18 protein-coding genes are annotated in these 24,750 nt (G+C 70.3%); 10 read left to right on the forward strand and 8 right to left on the reverse strand.

Going from position 1 to position 24,750, the window contains the following annotated elements; translation table 11 throughout:
• Positions 1–5 precede the first annotated feature (5 nt).
• From K344_RS0110785 to K344_RS21270, 7 genes are read left to right on the forward strand one after another with little or no spacing between them, the layout of a single operon-like run.
• The gene (locus K344_RS0110785; RefSeq protein ID WP_028080676.1) at positions 6–1,403 is read left to right on the forward strand and encodes an O-antigen ligase family protein; all 1,398 of its coding nucleotides are present in this window, start codon (positions 6–8) and stop codon (positions 1,401–1,403) included.
• Positions 1,400–2,518, forward strand: coding sequence for an acyltransferase family protein (locus K344_RS21260; protein WP_051362128.1), 1,119 nt, complete (start codon positions 1,400–1,402; stop codon positions 2,516–2,518). The genes K344_RS0110785 and K344_RS21260 overlap by 4 nt, the downstream gene beginning before the upstream one ends.
• Positions 2,515–3,960: a haloacid dehalogenase-like hydrolase gene (locus K344_RS0110795; RefSeq protein WP_028080677.1), complete on the forward strand. Its 1,446-nt coding sequence runs from the start codon at positions 2,515–2,517 to the stop codon at positions 3,958–3,960. The genes K344_RS21260 and K344_RS0110795 overlap by 4 nt, the downstream gene beginning before the upstream one ends.
• The gene (locus tag K344_RS0110800) at positions 3,957–4,880 is read left to right on the forward strand and encodes a glycosyltransferase family 2 protein (protein WP_028080678.1); all 924 of its coding nucleotides are present in this window, start codon (positions 3,957–3,959) and stop codon (positions 4,878–4,880) included. The genes K344_RS0110795 and K344_RS0110800 overlap by 4 nt, the downstream gene beginning before the upstream one ends.
• Positions 4,880–6,061 (forward strand): glycosyltransferase family 2 protein, encoded by a 1,182-nt coding sequence (locus K344_RS0110805; RefSeq protein WP_028080679.1) that lies wholly within the window; start codon positions 4,880–4,882, stop codon positions 6,059–6,061. Before K344_RS0110800 ends, K344_RS0110805 begins: the two co-directional genes overlap by 1 nt.
• Positions 6,058–7,362, forward strand: a complete 1,305-nt coding sequence (locus K344_RS21265; RefSeq protein ID WP_051362129.1) for a lipopolysaccharide biosynthesis protein — start codon at positions 6,058–6,060, stop codon at positions 7,360–7,362. The genes K344_RS0110805 and K344_RS21265 overlap by 4 nt, the downstream gene beginning before the upstream one ends.
• Complete coding sequence (locus tag K344_RS21270; protein WP_169729287.1) at positions 7,359–9,188, forward strand: non-ribosomal peptide synthetase; 1,830 nt, start codon at positions 7,359–7,361, stop codon at positions 9,186–9,188. The genes K344_RS21265 and K344_RS21270 overlap by 4 nt, the downstream gene beginning before the upstream one ends.
• Here K344_RS21270 and K344_RS0110820 read toward each other — a convergent pair.
• The 8 genes from K344_RS0110820 to K344_RS0110855 all read right to left on the reverse strand — a co-directional run bounded on the left by K344_RS0110820 (position 9,185) and on the right by K344_RS0110855 (position 18,859).
• Entirely contained in the window at positions 9,185–10,345 is a 1,161-nt protein-coding gene (locus K344_RS0110820) for an aromatic ring-hydroxylating oxygenase subunit alpha (protein ID WP_028080680.1), read from the reverse strand. The two genes, K344_RS21270 and K344_RS0110820, sit on opposite strands and share 4 nt — an antisense overlap.
• 22 nt (positions 10,346–10,367) lie before the next feature.
• Positions 10,368–11,876 (reverse strand): class I adenylate-forming enzyme family protein, encoded by a 1,509-nt coding sequence (locus tag K344_RS0110825; RefSeq protein ID WP_028080681.1) that lies wholly within the window; start codon positions 11,874–11,876, stop codon positions 10,368–10,370.
• A 75-nt stretch (positions 11,877–11,951) separates the two neighbouring features.
• Positions 11,952–12,851 (reverse strand): crotonase/enoyl-CoA hydratase family protein, encoded by a 900-nt coding sequence (locus K344_RS0110830; protein WP_028080682.1) that lies wholly within the window; start codon positions 12,849–12,851, stop codon positions 11,952–11,954.
• A 25-nt stretch (positions 12,852–12,876) separates the two neighbouring features.
• The gene (locus K344_RS0110835) at positions 12,877–14,040 is read right to left on the reverse strand and encodes a thiolase C-terminal domain-containing protein (RefSeq protein WP_028080683.1); all 1,164 of its coding nucleotides are present in this window, start codon (positions 14,038–14,040) and stop codon (positions 12,877–12,879) included.
• On the reverse strand, positions 14,037–14,468 hold the full coding sequence (locus tag K344_RS0110840) for a Zn-ribbon domain-containing OB-fold protein (RefSeq protein ID WP_028080684.1): 432 nt from the start codon (positions 14,466–14,468) through the stop codon (positions 14,037–14,039). The genes K344_RS0110835 and K344_RS0110840 overlap by 4 nt, the downstream gene beginning before the upstream one ends.
• A 9-nt stretch (positions 14,469–14,477) precedes the next feature.
• Positions 14,478–16,082 carry a GMC family oxidoreductase gene (locus tag K344_RS0110845; RefSeq protein ID WP_028080685.1) on the reverse strand — a complete coding sequence of 535 codons (1,605 nt, stop codon included), beginning with the start codon at positions 16,080–16,082 and terminating at the stop codon, positions 14,478–14,480.
• A 54-nt stretch (positions 16,083–16,136) separates the two neighbouring features.
• Positions 16,137–17,324, reverse strand: a complete 1,188-nt coding sequence (locus K344_RS21275; RefSeq protein ID WP_051362131.1) for an aromatic ring-hydroxylating oxygenase subunit alpha — start codon at positions 17,322–17,324, stop codon at positions 16,137–16,139.
• An 86-nt stretch (positions 17,325–17,410) separates the two neighbouring features.
• Positions 17,411–18,859: an aldehyde dehydrogenase family protein gene (locus K344_RS0110855; RefSeq protein WP_028080686.1), complete on the reverse strand. Its 1,449-nt coding sequence runs from the start codon at positions 18,857–18,859 to the stop codon at positions 17,411–17,413.
• 146 nt (positions 18,860–19,005) lie between these two features.
• On the opposite strand from K344_RS0110855, the gene K344_RS0110865 reads away from it, so the two are divergent.
• From K344_RS0110865 to K344_RS0110875, 3 genes are read left to right on the forward strand one after another with little or no spacing between them, the layout of a single operon-like run.
• Complete coding sequence (locus K344_RS0110865; RefSeq protein WP_084197275.1) at positions 19,006–21,165, forward strand: acetate--CoA ligase family protein; 2,160 nt, start codon at positions 19,006–19,008, stop codon at positions 21,163–21,165.
• Entirely contained in the window at positions 21,155–23,503 is a 2,349-nt protein-coding gene (locus tag K344_RS21280; RefSeq protein WP_211234521.1) for an enoyl-CoA hydratase-related protein, read from the forward strand. Before K344_RS0110865 ends, K344_RS21280 begins: the two co-directional genes overlap by 11 nt.
• 6 nt (positions 23,504–23,509) lie before the next feature.
• On the forward strand, positions 23,510–24,733 hold the full coding sequence (locus K344_RS0110875; protein ID WP_028080688.1) for an acyl-CoA dehydrogenase family protein: 1,224 nt from the start codon (positions 23,510–23,512) through the stop codon (positions 24,731–24,733).
• Positions 24,734–24,750 lie beyond the last annotated feature (17 nt).

Raw genomic sequence — 24,750 nt, forward strand, 5'->3', positions numbered from 1 at the left:
GCACGATGCCGACGCTGGCCGGTCCTTCGCCGTCGCCGTATCGCTCGCCCGCCGCGGCGTCGCCGTGGGTGCGCGACGATCGCTGGAGCGCGCTGCTGGCGCTGCTCGTCTGGCTGTTGCTGCTGCTGATGATCGTGCCGGACGGTTTCGACTATGCCGCGCTGAACGGCAGCGCGCCGGCCTCGGGCAGCGCCGCGAGCCGCCTCGCCTGGCTGCTGCTGCTCGGCGTCGCCGGCAGCCTGATCGCCTGGCGCTCGGCGCTCGCCTGGCTGGTGCTCAGGCAGCTCGATGTCTTCCTGCTGCCGTTCCTGGTGCTGGCGGCCGCCAGCGTCGCCTGGTCCATCGCGCCGGATTTCACGCTGCGCCGCCTGATCCGCGTGCTGACCTGCATCGCCGTCGCCCTCGCCTTCACGCTGGTCGGCTGGCAGCGACGCCGCTTCGAGGACCTGCTGCGCCCGCTGCTGACCCTGCTGATGGCCGGATCGATCGTCTTCTCGCTGCTGCGTCCCGATCTCGCCGTGCATCACGACATGGAGGCCGGCGTCGACGGCGCCTGGCGCGGCCTGACCAACCACAAGAACACGCTCGGCATGCTCGCCGCCATCGGCCTGCTGCTGTGGACGCAGGCCCTGCTCGGCGGCCGCGCGCGGCGCGGCGCGGTCCTCGCCGGCGGCGCGCTCTGCCTGGTCTGCCTGGTCATGTCGCGCAGCTCGACGTCGCTGATGACGACGCTGCTCAGCCTGCCGCTGCTGGCGCTGATGATGCGCGCGCCGGCCGCCTGGCGGCCGTACCTGCCGTGGATCGTCGCCGCCTGCGCCGTGCTGCTGGTGCTGTACGCGGTCGCCGTGCTGCGCCTGGTGCCGGGGCTCGACAGCCTGCTCAAGCCGGTCGCGGCGCTCACCGGCAAGGACCTCAGCTTCACCGGCCGCAGCCGCATCTGGGAACTGGTCGGCGACAACGTGCGCCTGCATCCCTTGCTCGGCAGCGGCTACGGCGCCTACTGGATCGGCCCGACGCCGATGTCGCCCTCCTACATCTTCGTGCCGACCATGTACTTCTATCCCGGCTCCGGACACAACGGCTATCTCGACGTCGTCAACGATCTCGGCGCGCTCGGTCTGGCCTGCCTGCTCGGCTACCTCGGCGCCTACGTCATGCAGGGCCTGCAGCTGCTGCGCAGCGATCGCGAGCAGGCGGCGCTGCTGCTGGCGCTGTTCATCCAGCAGGCGCTCGGCAACTTCTCGGAGTCGCACTGGTTCAATTCGCTGAGCGTCGGCTTCGGCATCATGGTGCTGGCCAGCTTGTCGCTGGCGCGCGCGCGGCTCGAGCTGCAGCTGCGTCGCCACTTCGGCGAGCCGCTGCTGCTGCCGGTGCGGCCGCCGGCGACGGGAGCCGCGCGATGAACGCGCGCGACGGCATCGGCGCTGCGATTCCCTCGCTCGACGGCATCCGCGCCGTGGCGATCCTGCTGGTCGTCGCCGCGCACGCCGGCCTCGAGCGCCAGGTGCCCGGCGGGCTCGGCGTGACGGTGTTCTTCGTGCTCAGCGGCTATCTGATCACCACGCTGCTGCGCATCGAACAGGCGCGCAGCGGCAGCATCGATCTTCGCGCCTTCTATCTGCGTCGCGTGCTGCGCCTCGGGCCGCCGCTGCTGGTCGTCGTCGCGCTGTCGGCGCTGCTGGTGCGCATCGTGCCGAGCAACGGCTACACCGGCGAGGGCCTGCTCGCGGTGCTCTTCTACTACGGCAACTACTACATGATCGTGCAGGACTTCCACGGCGTGCCGGCCGGCATCGGCGTGGTCTGGTCGCTCGCCGTCGAAGAGCATTTCTACCTGCTCTATCCGCCGCTCGCGCTCGTCCTGATGCGGCGCTGTTCGCCGCCGCGCGCCGCCGCGCTGCTGCTCGCCGCCTGCGGCGCCGTGCTGCTGTGGCGCGGCTGGCTGGCCACGCACGGCGCGACGGCGTCGTACATCTCGATGGCCACCGACACGCGCATCGATGCGATCCTCGCCGGCGCCGCGCTGGCCTTCGCCGCCAACCCCTGGCTGGCGCCGCCGCGCCGCGACGCGCGCCGCGATCTGCTGCTCGGCACCGCCTGCGTGGCGCTGCTGCTGCTGAGCCTGCTGTGGCGCGATCCGCTGTTCCGCCTGAGCTTGCGCTACACCGTGCAGAGCGCCGCCGCCGCCGGCCTGCTGTGGCTCGCCGTCGCGCACGGACGGCGCACGCCGCTGCTCAACACGCGCGTCGCCGTCTACCTGGGCTCGGTGTCGTACAGCGTGTACCTGATCCATCACCTGCTCATCTATGCGCTGCTGCGCCTGTGGCCGCAGCTGCCGTGGTACGCGCTGCTGGCGCTCGGCCTCGGCCTGTCGCTGCTGGTCGCCGAACCGATGCGGCGCTGGATCGAGCGGCCCTGCGCAGGCTTGCGGCGGCGTCTCGCCGAGGGCGCGCGGCGGCGCCGGCGCGGCGCCGCGCCGGCGGCGGCGCGCGCGACAATGGCGGAGCAAGCGCGATGAGCCGCCCGGCCCGCCTGCCCGACAGCGCGCGTTTCCCGCACGCCGACGATCATTCGCCGGCGGCCGCGCTGGCGGCGGTGCGCGAGCATCACGGCGCGCTGCTGATCGACCTCGACGAGACGCTCTACCTGCGCAACTCGACCGAGGACTTCCTCGACAGCGCGCGGCCCGGCCTGCTGGCGCTGCTGCTGCTGCGCCTGCTCGACGTGCTCAAGCCCTGGCGCTGGACCGGCGGCGAAAGCACGCGCGATGTCTGGCGCGTGCGCGTGATCCTGACCCTGCTGCCGTGGACCCTGCGGCGCTGGTGGCGCCGCGTGCCCGGCCTGGTCCGCGATCACCGCAATGTCGCCCTGCTCGAGGCGCTGGCGCCGGCCGGTCCGCGCGCCTGGGTCGTCACCGCCGGCTTCGCGCCGATCGTCGCGCCGCTGATCGAGGCGCTCGGCCTCGACCACGGCCGGGTGCTGGCCTGCTCGCTGTTCGAACTCGACGACCGTCGCCTCGGCAAGCTGCCGCGCGTGGTCGCCGCGCTCGGCGAGAAGTCGCTGCGCGACAGCCTGGTGCTGACCGATTCGCCCGACGATGACGCCCTGCTGGAAGCCTGCGCGCGTCCGCTGCACGTGGTCTGGCCGAACGCGCTCTATCGCCGCGCGCTGAGCCACGTCTACCTGCCCGGGCAATACCTGACGCTGGTCAAGCGGCCCGGCGAGCGCTACATCCTGCGCGGCATCCTGCAGGAGGATTTCGCGTTCTGGCTGCTCGCCTCGCTGGCGCTGGCGGCGGCGCCGCTGACGCATGCGCTCGGCCTCGGCGCGCTGCTGCTGTCGTTCTGGACGATCTACGAACTCGGCTACGTCGACAACGACCGCATCGCCGCGCGCTACGAACGCGAGCCCAAGCTCAGCGCCGCCTTCCACCAGGCGCCGGTCGCGACCCCGGTCGTGCAGCCCTGGCTATGGGCGGCGGCCGCCGGCTCCGCCGGTATCTGGCTGCTGCGCTGGCCGGCGCCGCCCGGCATGCGCGACGCCCTGGCCTGGGCGGCGATGCTGCTGGCGACGCATCTGTGGTTCCGCTTCTACAACCGTGTCGACAAGGCGACGCGCGTCTGGCTCTACCCGGGCCTGCAGGCGGCGCGCAGTGTCGCCTTCGCGGTCATCGTGCCGGTCTGCCTCGGCGGCGCGATCGCGCTCGGCGCGCACGTGCTGGCGCGCTGGATGCCCTACGTCGTCTACCGCAACGGCCGCTCGAGCTGGCCGGAAGTGCCTTTCCATCTCCTGCGCCTGGTGTTCTACGTCGTGCTGATGCTGATGCTGACCCTGGTCGACGGCCCGGTCGTGCTCTGCAACCTCAGCGCCGCGGCGCTGCTCGTCTGGAACCTGTTCCGCGCGCGCGGCGAGCTGGGCGCCGTGCTCGGCGCCGCGCGGCGCATCGAGCACGCGCCATGAGCGTCGAACAGCCGTCGGTCAGCGTCTGCATCGCCACCTATCGCCGGCCGGCGAAGCTCGCCCTGCTGCTCGACGATCTCGCCGCGCAGACGCGGCCGCCGGCGCAGGTCGTGGTCGTCGACAACGACGCCGGCCAGAGCGCGCGTCCGGCCATCGACCGCGCGCGCGGCCGCGGCCTGCCCTACGTGCTGCAGTACGCGACGCAGTCGGAGAAGAACATCTCGCTGGCGCGCAATCTCAGCGTGCGCCTGGCCCGCGGCGACTGGCTGGCGCTGATCGACGACGACGAGCGGGCCGGACCGCAGTGGCTGGCGCGCCTGGTCGATGCCGCCGCGCGCTATCGCGCCGACGGCGTGCTCGGCCCGGTCGAGCCGCAGCTGCCGGCGCACGCGCCGGGCTGGATCCTGCGCGGCCGCTTCTACGAGTGGGCGCGCTTCCGCAGTGGCACGCCGGTGCCGCCCAATCGCCTGCGGCTCGGCAATGCGCTGCTTTCCGCCACCGCGCTGCGCGGCCTGCACGGACCGTTCGATCCCGCCTACGGCCTGACCGGCGGCGAGGACGGCGATCTGCTGTCGCGCCTCGTGCGGGACGGCGCGCGCATCGTCTGGTGCGACGAGGCCACGGTGCAGGAGCCGGTCGACGACGCGCGCCTGTCGCTGCGCTGGCTGCTGCGCCGCGCCCTGCGCGGCGGCCAGGACTTCGCGCGCCACACGCTGGCCGGCCGCTACGGCCCGGCGACGCCGCGCCGCCGCCTTGCTTTCACCGTGCGCGCCGCCGCGCAGCTGCTCGCCGCCGGCGCGCTGACCATCGTCAGCGTGCCGTTCGGCCGGCACCGCGCGGCGCGCTGGCTGCTAGCCGCCTCCGCCAACTTCGGCAAGCTGACGCAGTTGCTGGGCCTGCACTACCGCGAGTACGCCTGATGGACAGTGTGCTCGTCCTGCTGCTGCTCTTCGTCGGCGCGCCCGCCGTCGTCGCCTGCGCCTATCTCGCCGTCCTGAGCCTGCTGTCGGCGCCGTTGCCGGCGCCGCCGCCGTCGTCGCGCACGCTGCGCTTCGACGTCATCGTGCCGGCGCATGACGAGGCGCTGGTCATCGGCCGCACGCTCGCCAGCCTGGCGCGGCTCGACTGGCCGGCGACGCAGTTCCGCCGCGTCGTGGTCGCCGACAACTGCCGCGATGCGACGGCGGCGCTGGCGCGTGCCGCCGGTGCCGTCGTGCTCGAGCGCCGCGACGCCGAGCGGCGCGGCAAGGGCCGCGCCCTGGCCTTCGCCTTCGCGCACAGCGCCGCCGATGGCTGGGCCGACGCGGTGGTGGTCGTCGATGCCGATTCCGAGGTGTCGCCGAACCTGCTCGAAGCCTTCGCCACGCGCATCGAGCGCGGCGCCGAGGCGCTGCAGGCGCACTACGGCGTGCTCAATCCGCTGGCCTCGTGGCGCACGCGGCTGATCGAGATCGCGCACGGCTCGTTCCACGTGCTGCGCTCGCGGGCGCGCGAACGTCTGGCGCTGTCCTGCGGGCTGCGTGGCAACGGCTGGTGCGTGACGCACGCGCTGCTGCGCGCGGTGCCGTTCGACGCCTTCTCGCTGACCGAGGATCTCGAATACGGGCTGACGCTCGGCCTCGCCGGCCACCGCGTGCACTACGCGCACGAGGCGCGCGCCGACGCCGAGATGACGTCGAGCGCCGCGGTCGCGCTGCGCCAGCGCCAGCGCTGGGAACAGGGCCGCTTCGCCCTGCAGCGGCGCTTCACGCCGCAGCTGTTGCGCGCGCTGCGGCGCCGGCCGTCGCGCCTCGGCTTCGATCTGCTCTGCGAGCTCTGGGTGCCGCCGCTGTCCTATCTGTGCCTGCACGTGCTCGCCTTCAGCGCGCTGGCGATCACGGCCTGGCGCTACGACGCGGCGCTGTGGCCAGCGCCGCTCGCCGCCCTGCTGTCCTGCCTGGTGCTGCTGCTCTACGTGCTGCGCGGCTGGGCGCTCAGCGACATCGGCTGGCGCGGCGTCTTCGATCTGGCGCGCGCGCCGCTGTTCCTGCTCTGGAAGCTGCGCGTGCTGCTGTCGCGCAGCCTGCGCGAATGGGTGCCGACTTCGCGGCACCATCCATGAGCGCGCGCCTGAACGCACGCCGTGCCTTCTATCGCCTGGCGCAGCTGCTCGGCGGCGCCGTCGTCGGCCAGGCGCTGCTGTCGGCCGCCAACCTCGCCGCCGGCGTGCTGCTGCTGCGCTACGCGCATGCCGAGCAGTACGGCGGCTACGTCCTGGTCGGCTCGGCGGTCGCTCTGCTCGGCGCGCTGCAGGCGGCCTTCGTCGGACCGCCGCTGGTGCAGCGCCTCGCCGAACTGCCGGCGGCGGCCAGGCGGGCGCTGGCCGCCGGCGCCTGGCGCGAGCAGCGCCGGCTGATCCTGCAGGTCCTGCTGATCGGCGCGCCGCTGCTCGCGCTCGCCGCCCTGGCCACGCGTGCGTCGCCGGGACTGGCGGCGCTCAGCGCCGCCGCGCTGCTGGCGTCGGCGGCCGCCCTGTATCGCAATTTCCACCGCCTGCTGCTGCAGTTCCATCGCCGCGCCTGGCCGATCCTGTGCGGCGACATGCTGTATGCCGCCGTGCTCGTGCTCGGCATCCTGCTGTCGTGCCGCCTGCCCGGCGCCGCCTTGATGGCGACCCTCGCCCTCGGCGCGGCCGCCCTGCTGTCGGGAAGTTACGGCGCGCGCGCCCTGCGCCGCGACGCCGCCGGCGACGACGCGAGCCGCGGCGTGCTGCGCCAGCTGGCGCCGCTCGGCCTCTGGTCGGCCGGCGGCGCGGCGATCCACTGGACCTTCAACCAAGGCTACAACTACCTGGTCGCCGCGCTGGCCGACGTCGGCACCGTCGGCGCGATCGCCGGCACGCGCCTGGCGCTGATGCCGGTCAATCTGCTCAGCACCGGCATCGGCTCGACGCTGCTGCCGCTGACCGTCGACTCGCTGCAGCGCGACGGCGCGCGGCGCACGCTGCGCCGGCTCGCGCTGATGGCGGGGCTCATCGCCCTGCTCGCGCTGCTCTACGCCGGCGCGCTGTGGCTGCTGCGCGACTGGCTGTTCGACGTGGTGCTGCGCAAGTCCTTCGCGCAACGCGACACGCTGCTGCTGCTGTGGATGCTCGCGGTCGTCGCCGCCGCCGTGCGCGAGCCGCTGATCTATCTGGTCGTCGCGCGGCAGCGCCTGCGCGCGCTGACGCTGGCGACCGGCGGCGCGGCGATCGCCGCCGTCGGCACCGTGCTGCTCGCCACACCGCGCTACGGCGCGCCGGGCGCGGTCGGCGGCGTGCTGCTCGGCGAGCTGTGCAGCCTGGCCGCCGTGCTGTTCCTGTGCTGGCGCGAATGCCGGCCGGCGCGCGTCGCGCCGCTGCCGGGCATGGAGATGACGACGTGAACGAACGACCCGAAGCCCTGCGTCAGAACGTCGTCGCGGTGTTCCTCGATCGTGTGCGCGAGCAGCCACGGCGCATCGCCCTGCGCGGCGCGCAGGGCCTCGACTACGCCGGACTGGAAGCGCGCTCGGCGGCGATCGCCGCCGCCCTGCAGCGCCACGGCGTCGGCCGCGGCGCGATCGTCGGCCTGTGCGCGCGACGTTCGGTCGACACCATCGCCGCGCTGCTCGCCATCCTGCGCTGCGGCGCCGCCTATCTGCCGTTCGACCGCAGCTACCCGGCGCCGCTGCTGCGGCGCATCTACGAGGAGGCGCGGCCGGCGGCGATGCTGCTCGACGACGCCGATCGCGAGGCGCCGTTCTGGGACGGCGACGCGCTGTCGCTCGCGGCGCTGGCGGCCGGCAAGGAACGTCCCCGCGAGGTCGACATCGGCGTCGACGATCCGGCCTACGTGATGTACACCTCGGGCTCGACCGGCGCGCCGAAAGGCGTGGTGGTTCCGCACCGCGGCATCGTGCGCCTGGTGCGCGAAACCGACTATGCCGACTTCGGCGCCGATCAGGTCTTCTTGCAATGGGCGCCGCTCGCCTTCGACGCCTCCACCTTCGAGATCTGGGGCGCGCTGCTCAACGGCGCGACGCTGGCGATCGCCGATCCGGACGCCGCCTCGCTCGACGCGCTCGCCGACACCATTCGCGCGCATGGCGTGACCACGCTGTGGCTGACCGCCGGCCTGTTCCACCTGATGGTCGAACGCCGCCTCGACGGCCTGGCGCCGCTGCGCCAGCTGCTCGCCGGCGGCGACGTGCTGTCGCCGACGCATGTGCGCCGCGTGCTCGCCGCGCTGCCGCGGTGCGCACTGATCAACGGCTACGGGCCGACCGAGAACACCACCTTCACCTGCTGCCAGCGCATCACCGCGGTCGAGGACGGCGGTTCGATCCCGATCGGCCGGCCGATCGCGCACACCGAGGTACTGATCCTCGACGAAGCCGGCCAGCCGGTCGCCGACGGCGACAGCGGCGAGCTCTACGCCGGTGGCCTCGGCGTCGCGCTCGGCTATCTGCACCAGCCGGCGCTGAGCGCCGCGCGCTTCGTCGCCGATCCGCGCGGTGGCGGACGCCTGCTGTATCGCAGCGGCGATCGCGTGCGCCGGCGCGGCGACGGCGCGATCGAGTTCATCGGCCGCATCGACCGCCAGGTGAAGATCAACGGCAAGCGCGTCGAGCTCGACGCCGTCGAGGACGCGCTGCAGCGCTGCGGCGTCAGCGCGGCGGCGGTGATCGCCCGCGATCTCGGCGGCGCCCAGCGCCGCCTCGAAGCCTTCGTCTGCGGCAGCGACGCCGAGCCGCAGGCCCTGCGCGCGGCGCTCGCCGCGCAGCTGCCGGCGTTCATGCTGCCGGCGACGATCACATCGCTGCCGGCGCTGCCGCTGACGCCGACCGGCAAGATCGATCGTCGCCGCCTCGCCGAACAGACCGCCGCCGCCGGCGCGATGCCGGCAGCCGTCGGCGACGGCGTGGAAGCGGCGCTGGCGCGGCTCTGGTGCCAGGCCCTCGGCCGCGACCGCGTCGGCCTCGACGACAACTTCTTCGATCTCGGCGGCAGCTCGCTGCAGCTGCTCGATCTGCACGCGGCGATGCGCGCCACGCTCAAGCCCGACGCGGCGCTCGTCGATCTGTTCCGCCACACGAAGATCCGCCAGCAGGCGGCGTGGATTCGCGGCGACGCGGCGCGCGAGGCGCGCGGCGCGGTGTCCGGACGCGAGGCGCAGCGCCGCGCCGCGATCGCCGCCGCGCGCCTGCGCCACGGCCCGACGAGGCCCTAAGCGGCGTCCATGTACGCGCGGTAGGCGCGGTGGAACAGCTGGTTGGTCACCTCGTTGCGGCCGAGGCAGACCTTGCCGGCGTGCGGCATGGCGGCCGAAGCCTGGATGCCGTTACCCACGGGCACGTCTTCGTTGATGATCGCGTCGGTGGCGATCTTCCAGTTCTTGTCGAGGATCTCGATGCCGCGCGCGTCGTGTTCGCCCTTCGGCGTCAGATAGCGCAGGTGCACGCGACAGGCGCCGGTGTTGTCCGGGTTCTGGTAGACCGTCCAGAACTCGATGTGATGCGGATGCATGACCATCACCGCGTTCGGCACGAACAGGTTGCCGATGATCGCGTAGCGGTCGAGCGGCGGCGCCCGCTCCGGCGGATGATCGGCCAGTTCCTGCATCTTGCGCCGCGGGTTGCCCCACAGCGCGTTGTGGCCGAACACCTCGATGCCCATCATGTTCGGATAGAAGTACGGGCTGATGGTCGCGCCGTGCAGGAACTGCACGTGATAGCCGTCGATCAGGCCGTCCATCATCACTTTCCAGTTCTGCGGAAAGTCGAAGACGTGGGCCTTGTAGAAGAACCACTTGTCGAGGCCGTATTCGCCGAGCGCCTGGTCCATGCCCTCGCCGAGATGCGCTTTCACGTCGATGCTGCCGTTCGGGTTCTCGACGATCCAGATGAAGCCGTGACGCTCCTCGACCGGCAGGGCCACCAGATTCTTCTCGTCGTTCGGCTTCATGCCGAACGAATCGGCGAAGCCGATGCCGCGCAGCTTGCCGTCGTTGGTATACGTCCAGCCGTGGTAGGGACAGGTGAAACGGTTGCGCTGGCCGGCCGCGGCGCCGACCAGACGCGAGCCGCGATGACGGCAGACGTTCAGGTACGCGCCGACCGTGCCGTCCGCCTTGCGCGTGACGATGACGTTGCTGCGGTTGAGCTGCACGGTGATGAACGAGCCCGGCGTCGCGATCTGGTTCGCGTGCGCCGCCATCATCGGCGCCTTCTCGAAGATCTGCGTGCACTCGCGCTTCGCGGTGTCCGCACAGCTGTAGATCGACAGGTCGTACTCGAAAATCTCGTCGACGCGATCGGTGCTCGTTTCGGCGATGTGGCGGAACAGCTTGCGCGCCAGCCGTTCGTTGCGTTCGGGCGTGAAATACATGACGGCCTCCGATGGCCTGCGACTAGCGGACGCGCGGCAGCGTCGGCAGCAGTTCGGCGAAGCGCGCGCGCAGCGCCGGCTTGGCGATCTTGCCGGTCGCCAGCCGCGGCAGCGGTTCGGTCTCGACGACGATGTAGCGCGGCACCTTGTAGTCGGCGAGATTCCGGTTGCAGTGCGCGACGATCTGCTCGACCTGCAGCGGCAGCGTCGAATGAATGATGGCCATCGGCGTCTCGCCGAATTTCGCATCGGCGGCGCCGATCACCGCGACTTCGAACACACCCTCGAAGCTGGCGACCACGCGTTCGACCTCGGCCGCGGAGATGTTGAGGCCGCCGGAGATGATGATGTCCTTCATGCGATCGACGAAGGTGAGATAGCCCTGCTCGTCGATGCGGCCGAGATCGCCGGTATGCAGCCAGCCGTCGACCAGCGTCTTGGCGGTCGCCTCCGGATTGTTCCAGTACTCCTTCATCACCGACGGGCCGCGGATCAGGATCTGCCCGAGTTCGTTCGGCGGCAGCGCGCGGCCGTCGGCATTGACGACGCGCAGTTCGGTGAACATGCCGCCGCGGCCGGCCTTTTCCGGGTAACGCGCGGCGTCCCGCTTGCTCATGATGCTGATCGCGCCGCCGGCCTCGGTCTGCCCGTAGATCTGGCGCAGCAGGCAGCCCTTCTTCTGCCACACCTCGAGCAAGGCGCGCGACACCGGTGCGCCGCCGACGCTGGTGAACTGCAGCGCCGACAGATCGGCGTCGGCGAAACCGGGACAGGCGGCGATGCGCTCGAAGAACAGCGGCACGCCCTGGAACGCATTGATGCGTTCGTCCTGCAACAGACGCAGCGCGCGTTCGGCGTCGAAGCCGGATTCGAAGCGCGCGGTCGCGCCGAGCACCATGAATTCCATCAGCTGCACGAAGCCGCCGGAGGTCGACAGCGGCGGCAGCGCAAGGATGCGCGAGCCGGCGCCGATGAACGGCTCTTCGATCGAGAATTCCTGCGCGTAGGCGAGCATCGAGCGGTGCGTATAGACGACGCCCTTGGGCTTCGCCGTCGAGCCGCTGGTGGCGATGATGACGACGCTGTCGTCCGGCGCCGCATCGGCGGTGAAGACCGGCGCGTCGGCGCCGCGCAGCGCCTCGACCGCCGCGAGCGTCGACACGCCGCAGCCGATCGCCGCCAGGCCCTCGTGCTTGGCGGCCTGATCGGCATCGGTCAGCAGCAGGCGCGGCTGCGTGTCCTCGCAGAATTCGACGGTCTCGCGCAGCGACAGGCGCGGGCTCAGCGGCGAGGCGATGGCGCCGGCGCGCACCGCGCCGATCAGCAGCGCGCAATGCGCGAGCGAAGTGCTGGCGATGCTGCCGACGCGGTCGCCGGCCTCTACGTTCTGCGCCCGCAGCCAGGCCGCGACCTTCGCGGTCCAGCGGTCGAGTTCAGCGAACGTGACGGCGCCGTCGCCGACGCGCAGCGCGACGTTGTCCGGCGTCTCGCGCGACCACCACCGCAACGCACTGATAAGCGTATGAGCCATCGATCAACCACTCCATCGTTTTTGCTGAAGCGGCACGCCGCGGCGCGCCGGTACTGGATTCTTTGCCACTGCCGGCTATCGGTATTCCGGCTCGTCCCACCACGGGAAGAAATCGGGCATATCCGTCGACACACGGTCCGGGTAATGCGCCGGCCGCTTATCGAGGAACGCCTGCACGCCTTCGCGCGCGTCGGCGCTGCGCGAGCGCCAGACGACACCGCGGCTGTCGACGCGGTGCGCTTCCATCGGATGCGCTGCATCGAAGCCGCGCCAGATCATCTGCCGCGTCAGCGCGACCGACACCGGCGCCGTGCCGTCGGTCAGGTGCCGGACGAAGGCGCGCGCCGCCGGCAACAGTTCGTCCGGCGCATGCAGCGTCTGCACGAGTCCGGCCGCGTGCGCCTCGTCGGACAGGAACGGGCTGCCGCTGTAACACCATTCGAGCGACTTCGGCAGGCCGACCAGGCGCGGCAGGAAATACGCCGACGCCGACTCCGGCACGATGCCGCGCCGCGTGAATGGCAGCACTAACTTCACGCCGGGCACCGCGAGGCGGAAATCCATCGCCAGCGTCGCGGTGACGCCCATGCCGGCGGCGACACCGTTGATCGCCGCGATCACCGGCTTGAGGCTGCGGAAGATGCGCAGCGTCAGGACGCCGCCGATGTCGCGGGCGCATTCCTTGCCGTAGTCGAAGCTGCCGTCGGCTCGCACCGGCGAGTCCTCGCCCTGCAGCGAGAACGACGCGAAGGTGTCGGCGCCGCCGGACAGATCGGCGCCGGCCGAGAACGCGCGGCCCGCGCCGGTGACGATGACGGCGCGCACCGAGTCGTCGGCGTCGCTGCGGTCGAAGGCGTCGATGACCTCCTGCGTCATCTGCGCGGTGAAGGCGTTGAGCTTGTCGGGCCGGTTGTAAGTGAGTGTGGCGATGCCGTCGCTGACTTCGTAACGGATGCACTGGTAGGTATCGCTCATGGCGCGGCCCCGTTGGCTCGACGGCTCAGTTGATGACTTCGTTGCTGAAGATCGCCGAGCTGACCGTCGGCGCGCCAGGGCCGCCGGCGAGCAGGCAGGTCCGCGCGCCCGGCACCGGGTTGGCGGATTCGCCGCGCAGCTGGCGTACCGCTTCGACGGCCATGCCGATGCCATGGATGAAACCTTCCGCGAAATTGCCGCCGGCGGTATTGACCGGCAGCGTGCCGCCCGGCGCGATCAGGTTCTCGAAGCGCACGAACTCGGCGACGTTCTCGTAGTTGCAGAAGCCGTGGTCGATCAGCGAGGCGATGCCCTGCGCGCTGAAGTTTTCGTAGAGCTGCGCGCAGTCGATGTCGTCCGGCGTCAGGCCGGTCTGCGCCCACAGACGGCGCGCGACCGAGGCGAAGCCGGCCGAAGCGTAGTCGTCGTCGTTCTCGAGCAGATCGCCCCAGCCCTTGCCGGCGCCCTGCGCGACGCCGACCAGGTGCACCGGCTTCTTCCTCAGATCGCGCGCGCGCTCGGCGGACACCAGCAGCAGCGCGCCGGCGCCGTCGTTCTCGCGCGAGCAGTCGAACAGGCGGAACGGCTCGGCGATCCAGCGCGCCGTGCGGTAGGCGTCGAGATCGAGTTCCTTGCCGTAGCTCACCGCGTTCGGATTGCGCGCGCCGTGGTAGTACGAGGCGCGTACCAGTTCCTCGGTGACCGAGCGCGGCACCTGGTGATGTTCGAACAGGCGCTGCGCACGCAGCGCGCAGGGTTGCGCCGGCGAGATCAGGCCGGCACCGAGCAGATGATCGTTGAGGTGATGCGCCATCACCGCCCCGGACAGGCGGCCGCTGTTGCTCTGCACCAGGGTGCGGAACACGATCACCGCGCTCGCCTGGCCGCTGGATATCGCCGCCGCCGCATGGCCGAAAGCCCCCGCGATGCCACCACCACCGCCGCCCCAGACCTGCGACGACCAGCACAGCTCCTTCGTGCCCAGATCCGACATCAGGCGCACCGGCTCGTTCTTGTCATCGCCGTAGGCGACGAAGCCGTCGACCTCGGCCGGATCGAAACCGGCGTCCTCGCAGGCGTCGACGATCGCGCGCACGAGCACGCCGCGTTCCGGCAACGGTGCCTGCGCACGCTTGTACTGGCGCAGGCCGACACCGGCGACGGCGACCCTGGCGTTGAAACGCGTCATGATGACGCTCCGCTCAAGGTCCAGCGCAGCGCCGGAATGCGCTCGCCCCAGATCTCGGTTTCGGCGACGCGTGCGCGAACCGCGGCGCCGATGCGCAAGCCGCCCGCCTCGCCTTCGAGCAGGCCGAGCAGGCGGCGGCCGCCGCATTGCGGCAGTTCGACGACCAGCGACACGAACGGCAGGCCGATCTTTTCGCTGCCGTCGAAGGCATGCCAGGTACGCGTCCAGCTGAACACCGTGCCTTCCGGTTCGACGGCGTGCCACTGCTGATCCCAGGATCCACATTCCCCGCAACGGAACACGGCCGGCCAGTGCCAGCGACCGCAGCCGGCGCAGCGCGGCAGCTCGACGCGACCGGCGGCCAGCGCCCGCCAGTACGGGCCGTCGGCCCCGGTCGTATGACGCACTGCCAGCATCGGTTCACTCATCTGTGCCTCTCAGCGATCGCGGCGGATGATGTCGGCGGCGCGCCAGGCCATCGCCATCGTCGGGCCGTTGGTATTGCCGGACGGAATCTGCGGCATCACCGAGGTGTCCATCACGCGCAGGCCTTCGACGCCGCGCACGCGCAGCTGCGGGTCGACGACCGAGCGCTCGTCGCGACCCATGCGGCAGCTGCCGACGGCGTGATAACCGCAGCTGCCCTGGCGGTCGTAGGCGTCGATGATCTCGGCATCGCTCTCGCAGTCCGGGCCCGGATAGGTCTCGACCTCGATGATCTCGCGCAGCGCCGGCTGCGCCGCGTAGCGACGCGCGCTGCGCACCAGCGCGCACATCAGCTCGCGGTCGTGCTCGGTCGCGTGATGGTTCGGGCGCAGGCGCGACGACTCGGCAACGTTCATCGACTTGATGTTGATCTCGCCGCGCGAGGTCGGGCGCAGCGGATACGCGACCATGTGGAAGCCGTGGAACGGATCGGGCTTCTGGCGATCCGACTCGAAATCGAGCGAGAACGGCGCGATCAGGAACTGCAGATCGGGCCGCGCCAGCTCCGGCCTCGATTTCAGCCAGGCGCCGATCTCATAGGTCGCCGCCGCCATCGGGCCGCGCCGCGTCACGAAATACTTCAGTGCCGACAGGCCCGCGCGCCAGCCGGCGAAGTCCGGGTTCTGCGACAGTGGCTGCGACAGCTTCCACGACATCAGGATCGCGCGATGTTCGATCAGGTTCTGGCCGACCTCCGGCGCGTCGTGCACGAGCGCAATGCCGAGCTTCTGCAGCAGCGCGGCCGGACCGATGCCGGAGCGCTGCAGCAGCGCCGGCGACGACAGCGCGCCGCCGGCGACGATGATCTCGCGGCTGGCACGATAGTCACGCCGGCCGCCGTCGCCGTTCACTTCGGCGGCAACGGCGCGGCGGCCTTCGAAACGGATGCGCTGCACCGGCGCGCCGGTGACGACGGTGAGGTTCCGACGCGAGCGCACCGGATCGACGAACGCGGTCGCCGCATCCTGACGGCGCCCCGCGTAAATGTTGCGCGCCGCGTAGCCGATGCCCTCGCCGCCGTCCGGCGCATTGGGATCGCGGCGCAGCGGCAGGCCCATCTGCACGCCGGCCTTGACCATCGCCTCGGTCAGCGCGCTCTTCTCGTCGGACAAGGTGATGCGCAGCGGGCCGGCGTCGCCGCGCGTGCCGGTCGCGTCGGCGCCAAGCTGATGGTTCTCCAGCGCGCGATACGCGGCGCCGATGTGCTGCCACGACCAGTCATCGCTGGTCTGCGCGGCGATCTCGTCGAAATCGGCCGGCTGGCCGCGCACGTACATCAGGCCGTTGACCGAGGTCGAACCGCCGAGCACTTTGCCGCGCGCCCAGGGCTCCGACTTGCCCCCGGTGCTCGCTTCCGGCTCGGTGACGAACGACCACACGTACTTCGGGTTCTTCAGCACGATGCCGAGCCCTTTCGGCATCGCGATCAGCGGATGCTTCTGGCTCGGGCCCGCTTCCAGCAAGGCCACGCGCACCGCCGGATCCTCGGACAGGCGGTGCGCCAGCACGCAACCCGCCGCACCGGCCCCGACGATCACGTAGTCGAAACTCTCCATGCTCTCCTCACGCGCGGGTGCTCTGCCCGCGCTTGCTGACGCCAGATCGCTGGCCTATCGGCAGCCGCCGCGCGGTGCTTCGACACCGCTGTGCTCCTCGATCAGGTCGTGAAAATATCGCACGCCCTGCTCCATGCCACCGAGCGTCAGCGCCTTCACCGCACCGGTTCGCAAGCCTTCCTGGCTCAGCTCCGCCGCCTTGAAGTCCTCGTTGCCGAACGCATCGGCCATCAGCTTGAACGAGCGCTCGTAGACGCCGAGCAGTTCGGCTGAAGGATCGTTCTCGTCGACGAGCATCACGTAGCGCGCCAGCGTGCGGTCGCGGGCGAGCGGCGTGAGGATGGTGACGCTGACATAGACCGGGCTGGTGACGACGATGACGTTCGGGAACGCGATGTACGCGTAGACGACCGCCTTGCGTAGCTCGTTCCAGTCTTGCTTCACGTCCGCCGCCGAGAAGCCGCGGCGGCTGCCCGAGGTCTGGCGCAGATGACGGCCGATGCGCTCGATCATCTGCGGCGCGTCGACGAAGAAGCGCGCCAGCGTCTTCGCGTGCAGGCGGGTGACGTGGTAACCCTCGAGAAAGGCGTCGGTGACAAGCTTCCAGTTCGCCTGCAGATCGTATTCCTGGGTCTTGAAGATGCGCATCTGCGGCAGGCGGATCGACTCGAAGTCGTGCACCAGCTCGGCGCCGATGCTGTCGCGATCGACCCGGGCGCCGCGATCGAGATTGACCCAGATCAGGCCGCCGGCTTCGGCGCACGGCAGCTCGACGAGGTGGTAGCGGTCGCGCTCGAGCCTGTCGAAGATCTCCTCGCGAGGCACGCCGATCAGCTTGCCCTGCAGGTTGAAGGTCCAGGCGTGATAGGGGCAGCTGATCTTCTGGCTGGCACCGCACTCGCCCTTCTCGATCAGCCGCGTGCCGCGATGCGTGCAGGCATTGAGGAAGGCCTTGACCACGCCGTCCCTGGGGCGGCTCAGGATGACCGGCACGCCGGCCACCTCGATGCTCTTGTAGGTGCCCGGCCCCGGCAGGTCCTGCGTGATCGCGACCGGCACCGGCAGCTTGCCGAACAGCGAGGTCTGCTCGCGATCGAACACCGCATCGTCGAGATAGGTCCGCGCGTCGACGTAGGTCGTGCACGGCTCGATGTGCGCCATCTCCGGCCGCGTCAGACGCAGTGCCGCTTCGTACTGACCGGCCGAAGCCTTGATCGCTGGAATCGTGAAAGTGTCGGCCATCGTAAGGCTCTGTTTTTAACTTACGTTATTAGATTATGCGCCGCGGCCGCCCGCGTCAACGACCGCTCCGGCCGTGGGCGCGCCGCTCAGAAGCCGAGCTTGTAGCCTGCTTTTTTGGGAATGTAGAGCGTCTTCGGCTGGGTGAACTCGAGCAGGCCGGGCAGGCCGTTCTCGACGCCGACGCCGGAATGCTTGTGGCCGGCCAGCGGTGCCTGCGGCGTCGTCTGCAGGTTCTGGTTGATCCACACCGTGCCGGTTTCGAGTCGCTTCGCCACCTCGATCGCCTGGCCGATGTCGGCCGACCAGACCGCGCCGGCCAGGCCGTATTCGCTGGCGTTGGCGCGAGCGATGACCTCGTCGATGCTGTGATAGCGCAGCAGCGGCAGCACCGGACCGAACGCTTCCTCGACGACCACGCGCGCATCGTCCGGCGGGTTGTCGACCAACGTCAGCGGCAGGAAATAGCCCTGCTCCGGCACCGCGGCGCCTTCGAGCACGACATGGCCGGCGGCCTTGGTTTCCTCGATCAGCTGCTTGACGCGGCGGTACTGCGGCGCGTTCTGCAGCGGACCAAACTGCGTTTCCTTGTCCATGCCGTCGCCGACCCGGGCGCGCTGCGCGATCGCGTGCAGGCGATCACGCACGGCGTCGTAGATCGAGTCGTGAATGTAAAGGCGCTTGGTGGCGATGCAGACCTGCGCGCTGTTGTAGAACGCACCGAAGAACAACGCCTCGGCGACGGCGTCGACATCGACGTCCGGCAGCACGATCGCCGCGTCGTTGCCGCCGAGTTCCAGCGTCAGGCGCTTGAGATCGCGCGCCGCCGCTTCCATCACGCGCTTGCCGGTCGCCGTCGAGCCGGTGAAGCTGATCTTGGCGAAGCCGGCATGCGCGGTCATCAGCGGCCCGAGCGCGTCGCCGCCGCAGATCACGTTGAGCACGCCCGGCGGCAGCACGTCGCGCAACAGCTCGGCGATGCGCAGCATGCACAGCGGCGTGAACGGCGACGGCTTCAGCACCATGGTGTTGCCGGCGACCAGGGCCGGGCCGATCTTCCAGGCCGCCAGCATCACCGGGAAATTCCACGGCACGATCGCGCAGACCACGCCGAGCGGCTCGTGATACACCTCGATGCGCCGCGCCTCGCTGTCCTCGGCGATCTCGACCGGAATCTCGATCGCCGCCATCGCGCGCAGCCAGTACGCGGCACCGTAGATTTCCTGCTTGGCGTAGGCGAACGGCCGGCCCTGCTCGCGGGTGAACAGCGCGCCGAGTTCCTTGGCGTGCTGCTCGATGCGTTCGGCGGCCTTGACGATCAGCGCGCGGCGCTCCGCCGACGGCAGCGCACGCCAGGCCGGATACGCGGCCTGCGCGGCGGCCACCGCGGCGTCGAGTTCCTCGGTACCGGCGTCGGGCGCCAGCGCAAAGGCTTCGCCGTTGGCCGGATTGACGACCGGCATGGTCTTCGCCGCGTCGACCGCCTGTCCGGCGATGGTCATGCGGTAGACCGGCAGTTCCGCGTTGCTGATGCCCATGTCTGTCTCCTCGTCAGTCTTGTGCGCTGTCCGTCCCGCGCCCTATTATCTAATGGTAATAGACAAACAACGGCCGTGGAAAGCGGCCCGGCGCACAGTGGCGTCGGGGCACCGCGAGGCCGATACAGGAGAGTCCCTTGTCCGCCATGTCCGCCGCGCCGCTTGCAGACGCTCACGGCCCTAGGTCCGCACCAGCCCGGGACGGCGAGCCCTCGGGTCTCGAGGCGCTGTTCAATCCGCGCTCGATCGCCCTGGTCGGCGCGACCGAGCGTTCGGTCTGGTCGATCGCTGCGGTCGATAACCTTCGCCGATTCGGTTTTTCCGGCAAGGTGCACATGATCAACCCGAAGGGCGGCACCATCTTCGGCAGCGAGGCGGCGGCGACCTGCTCCGCCGTCGGCGAACCGATCGACGCGGCGCTGCTGATGGTTCCGGAATCGAAGATGGTCGAGGTGTTCGACGATCTGCAGAACGCCGGCGTCGGCGGCGTGGTGATCCTCTCCGGCGGCTTCGCCGAGACCGGCCACGACGGCAAACAGCGCCAGCAGCAGATCGCCGACAAGGCGAAGTCGGCCGGCATCCGCATGCTCGGCCCCAACTGTCTCGGCTTCGCCAACTTCGTCGCCGGCACGCCGATCTGGACCACGCAGCTGCGCCGGCCGAGCGGCAAGGCGCAGGTCGCGCTGGTTTCGCAGAGCGGCGCGCTGGCCAGCCAGCTCGAACAGTTCGCGCACCAGCAGCGCGTCGGCCTCACGCACATGATCTCGACCGGCAACGAGGCCGATGTGCAGGTCGCCGATGCCATCGAATATCTCGCCCGCCAGCCGGAGGCCAAGGCCATCGCCCTGTTCCTCGAATCGGTGCGCGACCCGCTCCGTTTCGAGCGCGCGATCAGCACCGCGCACGCCGCCGGCAAGCCGGTCGTCGTGCTCAAGGTCGGCGCCAGCGAGGCGTCGGCCAAGGCCGCACAGGCGCATACCGGCTCGCTGGTCGGCAATGATCGCGTGTTCGATGCGCTGTGCCGCAAGCTCGGTCTGTCGCGCGTGCATTCGCTCGAAGAGCTGATCGTCACCACCGATCTGTTCGCGCGCACTGGCGCGCTGCGCGGCAAGGGCCTGGCCTTCGTCGCGATGTCGGGCGGCATGTGCGAGATCGTCACCGATCAGGCCGATCGGGAAGGCATCGCCCTGCCCGAGCTGGCGCCGGCCACGGCCGCCGCGCTGCGCGAGGTGCTGCCGCCGCTGGCTACGCCGAACAATCCGCTCGACGTCACCGGCGCGGCGATGGTCGAGCCGGAACTGATCGCCCGCTCGCTGAAGGCACTCGCCCAGGACCCGGACATTGCCGCCTTGAGCTTCGTTTTCGATGCGCCGGCCAAGGAAGACGCGCGCGGCTTCGCGCGCCGCTTCATCACACAGATCGGCGAAGGCTTTCGCGGCGCCGGAAAACCCTGCGTGATGCTCAGTCACACCTTCAGCGGCGTCAGCGGTGAAGCGCGCGCACTGACCGAAGAACTCGGCGTCACCTACAGCGGCGGCGGCGTGCGCCACGGCCTCCATGCACTCGGCCATCTGCTGCGGCATGGCGCCTGGCGCGAGCGGCTGCCGGCACCGCCGATGGCGCTGAAGCCCGGCAGCGAGCGGCCAGACGGCGAGCGCGCCGTCCTCGATTTTCTTGCGCGGCACGGCGTGCCGATCGTGCCGGCACATGTCGCGCGCTCGGCCGACGACGCCGCGGCCTTCGCCCGCGATCTCGATGCCGCCGTCGTGCTGAAGATCGCCTCGCCCGACATCCAGCACAAGACCGAGGTCGGCGGGGTGCTGCTGAACCTGCGCGGCGACGACGCCGTGCGCGCCGGCTACGAGCAGATCATGCAGCGCGTGCAGGCGGCGAAGCCCGATGCACGCATCGACGGCATTATCGTTTCGCCGATGCGGCGCGGTGGTGTCGAGCTGTTCGTCGGCACCATGCGCGATCCGCAATGGGGTCCGTCGATCGCCGTCGGTCTCGGCGGCGTGTTCGTCGAAGTGCTGAAGGACACCAGCCTGCGCCTGCTGCCGATCACCGAAAGCGACGCGCTCGACATGCTCGGCGAACTGCGCGGCGGCAAGCTGCTGGACGGCTTCCGCGGCGCGCCGGCCGTTGATCGCGCGTCGCTGGCGAAGGTCATCGTCGCAATTGGCAAGGCCGCGCTCGCGCTCGGCCCCGACCTCGTCTCGCTGGAAATCAATCCGCTGCTCGCCTTCGACGGCGGCATCGAGGCGCTCGATGGCCTGACCGTCTGGGAGAACGCCGGTGAGCACTGAAACCGACACGAGGCTGGCCGCCGACCGCATCGCCGTGATCGTCGGCGTCGGTGAGTTCACCGATCGCCCGGCGCAGAGCAGCGCGGCGCTCGAACCGCTCGCGCTGATGGAGCGTGCGCTGCGCGCGGCGGAGGCCGATGCCGGCGCCGCACTGCTGCACAAGGTCGAATCGATCGAACTGATCGGCCTGATCAGCTGGCGCTACGCCGATCCGGTGACACTGCTGTGCGAGCGTCTCGGCATCGCGCCGGCACGCAAGGTCAACGCCAGCATGGGCGGCGAAACGCCGATCCGCCTGATCCATGAAGCCGCCGTGCGCATTGCGCGCGGCGAGCTGCAGGCCGCCGCCATCGTCGGCGGCGAGGCGATGAACGCGCGCAATCGCGCCGCCAAGGAAAAGGTCAAGCTCGACTGGACACCGGCGGCCTCGAAAGAAACCGCCGTGCAGTTTCCGTCGAGCCGCTTCGAGCTGAGTCCGGCTGCGCAGAAACTCGGCGTCACCGATCCGGCGCAGATCTATCCGCTGTACGAGATGGCGACGCAGGCCGCCTGGGGCCAGACGCCGGCCGAGGCACAACAGGAATCGGCGGCGCTGTGGGCGCAGTACGCGGCGGTCGCCGCCGGCAACGAGTACGCGTGGATCCGCACGGCGCCGGATGCGCAAGCGATCGCTGGCGTCGACGGCAACAACCGCTTGATCAACTGGCCCTATCCGAAACTGATGGTTGCCAATCCGTCGGTCAATCAGGCGGCCGGCGTCATCGTCACCAGTCTCGCGCTGGCGCGCGCGGCCGGCGTACCGGAGGACCGGATCATTCACATCTGGGGCGGCGCGACGGCTAAGGAACCCGCGGACTACCTCAAGCGCGATGCCTACACGCACAGCACCGCGCAGCAAGCGGTGCTCGAACAGAGCGTCGCGCTGGTCGGCGGCGACGCGAAGCGTTTCGACCGTCTCGAGCTGTACAGCTGCTTCCCGGTCGTGCCGAAGATGGCGCTGCGCCATCTCGGTCTCGATGCGCGGCAGCGTACGCCGACGGTCGCCGGCGGCCTCACCTTTTTCGGTGGCCCGCTCAACAACTACATGTCGCACGCCGTGTGCGCGATGGTACGCCAGCTGCGCGCCGCGCCGCAGGAGCTCGGCCTGCTCTACGGTCAGGGCGGCTACGTCAACAAGCATCACACACTGATCATCAGTGCCACGCCGCCGTCACAGGCACTGGCGCTCGACTATTCCGTGCAAGAGAAAGCCGATCGTCTGCGCGGTCCGGTGCCGGCACTGGTCGACGATTACCAGGGCCCCGCGCGCATCGAGACCTACACCGTGCTGTACGCACGTGACGGCGAGCCGCTGCATGGCATCGTCGTGCTGCGCACGCCGGACGAGCGCCGCCTGATGGCCAGGGTGCTGGCCGACGACGAACCGTCGATGGCGCTGCTGCTGTCGACCGAGCGCAATGCAATCGGCGCGGCGGGTCATGTGCGCGTCGATGCCTTCGGCCTGCCGGTCTGGGAAGCCGGCGCGCTGCGCGATCGCCGCAGCCTGCCGAAACGTTACTGCACCGTCGAGCGCGACGGCGCGCTGACGATCGTGACGATGAACCGCCCGGAAGCGATGAACGCCCTGCATCCTGCCGCCAATGCCGAACTCGCCGAAGTCTTCGACGACTTCGCGCGCGACCCCGAACAGTGGGTAGCGATTCTCACCGGCGCCGGCGAACGCGCGTTCTGCACCGGGAACGATCTGAAGTTCACCGCCAGAGCGATGGCGCGCGGCGAAAGCTTCGCACCGCCGTTGACGGGCTTCGCCGGCCTCACAGGTCGCTTCGATCTGAACAAGCCGGTGATCGCCGCCGTCAACGGCGCAGCGATGGGCGGCGGCTTCGAGATCGCGCTCGCCTGCGATCTGCTGATCGCCGCCGACAACGCAGTGTTCGCACTGCCGGAACCCAAGGTCGGCCTCGCCGCCTTCGAAGCCGGCCTCTTGCGCCTGCCACAGCAGATTCCGTTGAAGCAGGCCATGGGCATGATTCTCACCGGCCGCAGCGTACCGGCGCAGGAAGGCCTGTCGCTCGGCTTCGTCAACGAAGTGGTGCCGGCCGGCGAACTGCTGGCCGCCGCGCGGCGCTGGGCGGCGGCGATCATCGCCTGCAGCCCGATGTCGATCCGCGCTTCGAAGGAAATCGTCCGCCAGGGCCACAACGAAGCGACGCTCGCCGACGCCTACCGGAACCAGATGCGCTATCCGGCGGCGCGCGCGCTGTTCCGCTCGTCGGACTTCCGCGAAGGCCCGCTGGCGTTTGCGCAGAAGCGCGCACCACGCTGGAAAGCCGAGTAAGCGCGCATGGATCTCGACTGGAGTGCCGCCGACCTCGCCTTTCGCGATGAAGTCCGCGCGTTCCTCGCCGAGGCGGTCGACGACGAGCTGCGCGCCGCCGGCACGCGGATGACCAGCGTCTATCCGGACCATCACGCCTCGATCGCCTTCCAGAAGAAACTCGCCGCGCGCGGCTGGGGCGCACCGAGCTGGCCACGCGAACACGGTGGTTGCGCGTGGAGCGTCGTGCAGCGCTATCTGTTCGCGCGCGAGCGCTTGGCCGCCGGCGCACCGCCGCCGCCGCTTGGCATCCACATGGTCGGCCCGGCGATCATCCGTTTCGGCACACCGGAACAGCACGCGCGCTTCCTGCCCGGCACGCTGAGCGGCGACATCCTGTGGAGCCAGGGTTACTCCGAACCACAGTCCGGCTCCGATCTCGCATCCCTGCAGATGCAGGCGATCGACGACGGCGACGATCTCGTCTGCACCGGCTCGAAGATCTGGACCACGCACGCGCACGTCTCGAACTGGATGTTCGCGCTGGTGCGCAGCGCGCGCGAATCGAGGCCGCAGCAAGGCATCACCTTCGTTCTGCTCGACATGCACAGCCCGGGCATCAGCGTGCGGCCAATCGTCATGTCGTCCGGCGAGCACATCCAGAATCAGGTGTTCTTCGATGCCGTGCGCGTGCCGAAGGCCAATGTGCTCGGCAAGATCGGCGACGGCTGGACAGTCGCCAAGTTCCAGCTCGAATTCGAACGCAGCAATCTGGCTTCCGCACCGGAGTCGCAGCTGCGCCTCGACGAGCTGCGCCGTTTCGCCGCGTCGGTCCGTACCGAGGACGGCGACAGCATGCTCGACGACCCACTGTTCGCGTCGCGCCTGGCCGCCGCGCGCGTACGCGCGACGACGCTCGAACACTATGAACTGCAGGCGCTGTCGGCGATCGCCGGCGGCGGCTCGCCGGGACTCGCGGCGTCGATCATGAAGATCGTCGGCACCGAGCTGAGCCAGCATCTGACCGAACTCGCGCTCGATGCCGCCGGTTTCTACGGTCGAGCCTACCAGCCGCAGGCCTTCCGGCCAGGCGGCGATGTGATGCTGCCGCACGCGTCCGATGCGACGAATGGCCCGCTCGCGGCGGCCGCCGCGCCGCTGCGCTATCTCAACGACCGCGCCGCCACGATCTACGCCGGCTCGACCGAGATCCAGTACAACATTCTCGCCAAGGCAGCGCTGGGGCTTTGAACGAATTCATCGCCGCC

The organism is Solimonas soli DSM 21787, from assembly GCF_000474945.1.
Classification (GTDB): Bacteria; Pseudomonadota; Gammaproteobacteria; order Nevskiales; family Nevskiaceae; genus Solimonas; species Solimonas soli.